We start from the raw sequence: 2,403 nt of genomic DNA, 5'->3' as shown, positions 1-2,403 counted from the left end.
AGCTAGAAAGTGGTGCGGAACCCTTACAGAGCATGGAAAACTCATGCGTCACTGGTGCGTCAGAGCTAGAAAGTGGTGCGGAACCCTTACAGAGCATGGAAAACTCATGCGTCACTGGTGCGTCAGAGCTAGAAAGTGGTGCGGGTGAATCCGAGTCGGTGCGATCTGACGAAGATTCCAAGGTTTTAGCTTCTGTTGCGATCGCTTGTATCTTGGAATCCCCTAATCCAAGTTGGGAGGTGGTTAAGGATATTTTGAGTGAAATGGAAATTCTTTCTTACTCGGAACTGCACGGGTTTTTGACCTTGGGTGAATTCGCGCAACTTTATATGCTAGTACCAGCCGCCGAGAGGGAGGTTCACTTTGGCTCATAAAAATGGGTGGTCACTGCCACCCGTTAGCTTACTGTTTTATAAATAAACTACTTAAGGGTATCCGCCGTTCGCTATATTTACCCCAACAAACGGAATTGTTTGTTGGGAACTCGGTTGAAGTGCGATCGCTTAGGGCATCACCGTGCCAGAACCAAGATTCAACATTAAATCTACAAAAATTTACCCCGTTTTTGACCCCTTGTTAAGAATTATTCCTAAAAGGCTAAAACGCTTATACCGTAATCCCTTCAGCCTTTGTAAATAAATCTTGTGAAAGATTACAATTGTGCTGTTTTGTGCATGACACCGAAAATCGCCAAAATTCCCGATTTTCACCAATTCTCACCAATTAAACTCAATATATCCCAATCCTACAGAACGCAAATTCAAATTCATCGCTGATTTTTTTACCTCTTCAACATCTTCCAGTCACCAAATTCTCATTAGCTCAATAATTCCCAATAAATCCCAAAAGTCACCCGATTTATCCCCATATTTCCCAATGAGTTTTAAACACGCTTTAGAGGGTCTAAGCCTTGGAATCCATCTTTTTCTGACGCACAGTACGCCAAAAGGCGCGGAAAGTTTTTAAGAGCCAAAAGTGATTTGAAAGAAAGAACAATCAAAAATGACTACCAAAAAACTACATTTGCACGACAAAAATACTTTTAAAGACTCAAATCTTCTTCTTGTCTTGGCTGTTGCTTTAACTGCTGCCCATAATCTATAAGCTGCTGATTCCAATCGTCAGCCTTGCACTTGAGCCGCTTGGACTGTGGCAGTAGTTCCTTGGCAGATCGTGCAGCTGCATTGGCAGCATCGTCCGAGTCAAAAGCCACCTGGACATTAGGAATATGCTGCAATTGCTCTACTGGCAAGCTATTGGGATTATCCACTGCCATGTACAGCGTTCTATGAAGTGGCACGTCGCCTCGAACTTGATACTCCAGCATGGCGCAGCTTATGGCATCAATGGGCGACTTACACAGCACTAACCTTTCTGCTGTATCAGTTGGCTGGCCGCCCAAGTGAAAGTGAAACCAGCTATCACGCCGCTTGGTTCCTTTCTCGTAGCCTTTGAAAGTGTTGTTTTCTCCCCGTGTGCCCCGCAGGAACGCACCTTGAGCCTGGGGGAGATCGCCAAGATTCCGCATGACGAACACAGCGTTTTGCTGGTCATCAGCATAAACTAACCCCCGCTTATGCAGAACTTCTACAAAGTTTGATGGTATCCCCCGTTTTTGGGTCAGGTAGTTGTGAACTGCTGTCCATTTGGTTTTATCCTCAACTGGTAGCCGGAATTTGTCGCGTGGTTCTAACTGGATAATCTCAGCAGCCACTGTTTTCGCTTTAGCGATCGCTGCTCGTTCTGCCCCAGCTTCCCCAAATCGCTCATGCAACCAGACAACCGCCTGCCGCAGATTGCAATTGTTGACGTGCATCACCAAATCAATTGCACCGCCTGCTCCCTTTTGTTGATCGGGGGCGAAATCGTAGAATTTCTCGCCATCTATATTAATGATGTGTCCGTGACCCTTCCATTTTCCAAGATCATGGTGTAGCCCCAACTCCCAAGCCACATCAACAAGTGGCAAGTCCCGCAGTTGATTGGTCTGCTGCCGCCATTGAAAGTTTTCTGCTTCTAACTCCAAAACACGTTGCTCAAGCTGTTGCCGCAACTTGTCGGAGGCGAAAGATTTTAGTTCGGCGCGGTGGGATTGCGAAAGTGACAGTCTGCGGTCAGCCAGTTGATGATTAATATCCTGAATGGCTCTATCAGCCTTGATGCGTTCATATAATTGCTGTGCCGTCTCGTCAGGGCGGGGTGCAAGTCGGTCGAGTTCCAATAGGAGAGGTTCGCTATTAACCGCTTGGTAATATTCCTTTACTTTGGTGTGGGTTGCCTTACTGCCCTTAACCCCCCGTTCAATGCCCAAAGGAGCAAGTGCAGCAGCATAGCTATCTTGGAGTTTCGATAACTTAATGCTGGCAGCACCACCATTACCCCCAAACATTTCTTTGTGGCTTA

1 protein-coding gene and 1 pseudogene are annotated in these 2,403 nt (G+C 46.3%); one reads left to right on the top strand and one right to left on the bottom strand.

Annotation, left to right across the window (positions count from 1 at the left end; translation table 11 throughout):
* Window positions 1-374, top strand: a pseudogene (locus F8S12_RS23135) (DUF5906 domain-containing protein); the annotation flags it as partial.
* A gap of 668 nt (window positions 375-1,042) precedes the next feature.
* Here F8S12_RS23135 and F8S12_RS23130 read toward each other — a convergent pair.
* Window positions 1,043-2,403, bottom strand: a 1,361-nt coding sequence (locus F8S12_RS23130; RefSeq protein WP_196518664.1) for a DUF3991 domain-containing protein, incomplete at its 5' end; no start/stop codon positions are given.

Source organism: Nostoc sp. WHI (genome assembly GCF_015714725.1).
In the GTDB taxonomy this organism is placed as follows: Bacteria; Cyanobacteriota; Cyanobacteriia; order Cyanobacteriales; family Nostocaceae; genus Nostoc.
The sequence above is the reverse complement of the archived record's forward strand: the minus strand, read 5'-3'. Positions and strand labels throughout refer to the sequence as shown.